1 protein-coding gene and 1 pseudogene are annotated in these 914 nt (G+C 67.2%); both read right to left on the minus strand.

The window, feature by feature from the left end; all coding sequences use genetic code 11:
• Nucleotides 1-351 (minus strand): annotated as a pseudogene (locus tag ACFWJO_RS38225) (sugar phosphate isomerase/epimerase); the annotation flags it as partial.
• 88 nt (nt 352-439) lie between these two features.
• A partial coding sequence (locus ACFWJO_RS38230; RefSeq protein WP_386872769.1) for a Gfo/Idh/MocA family oxidoreductase occupies nt 440-914 on the minus strand: 475 nt, incomplete at its 5' end.

Consider the following 914-nt stretch of genomic DNA (forward strand, 5'->3'; position numbering starts at 1 on the left):
GAGCTCCTCGGCCGCACGGCTCCGGACGCCCTCGGCCTCACCGTCGCCCCAGATGCGGGAGCCGACGATGGCCTGGTGGCGGAAGTCGATGGGGTCGTCGCAGACGGCCTGCCCCGTCAGATGGTTGGAGATCGCCCAGACCTTCAGACCGTACCGATCGAGGATCTCCTTGCGCCCGGCCAGATAGGCGTCGTCCTCAGCTGCCCGCCACACATCGAGGTGATCCCCCGAGCATGCGATCTCCAGCCCGTCATAACCCCACTCCGCGGCCAGCCGGGCCACCTCCTCGAAGGGCAGGTCAGCCCATTGGCCGGTGAACAGGGTGACGGGGTGAGAGTTCTCGTGAGTCATCATGGGCTCCGTTTCGAGTTCGCCAGCGAATCCTTCGCGCCTTAGACCGCGCGTCGGTTGGTGGGGGGTGTTCTTCGCCATGGGTGCATCAGTGGACGTCCACCCAACCGCCGGAGGCGGCGGACGTGAGGACCGCGTCGGTGAGAACGGCTGCACGCAGGCCGTCGTCGAAGGTCGGCAACCCATCCACTTCCTCGCCTTGGGCGGCCCGGTAAGTGTCGGCGACGAAGGAGGTGAAGGCGTCGCGCCACCCTTGGGGATGTCCTCCGGGGGACTGGTCGTAGGCCGTGGACGAAGGTGAAGCGTCTTCGTCGGCTCGGTGCCAGATCCGGGTCTGTTCCCGCCCGCCGATCCACAGGGTGTTCGGCTCCTCCTGGTGGAATTCGAAGGAGTGCCTGGGGGTGTCCACGGCGATGCGCAGGTCGTTCTTGTGCCCCGGGGACACCTGCGAAATCGTGGAGCTGCCCACAGCGCCTCCGTCGAGCCGGAAGACGAGCACGGCGGCGTCCTCGGTGCTCACCGGCTCTGGGTTCGTTCCACGGGTGTCGTAGACGGTGGACAGA

The organism is Streptomyces sp. NPDC127092, assembly GCF_042722475.1.
In the GTDB taxonomy this organism is placed as follows: domain Bacteria; phylum Actinomycetota; class Actinomycetes; order Streptomycetales; family Streptomycetaceae; genus Streptomyces.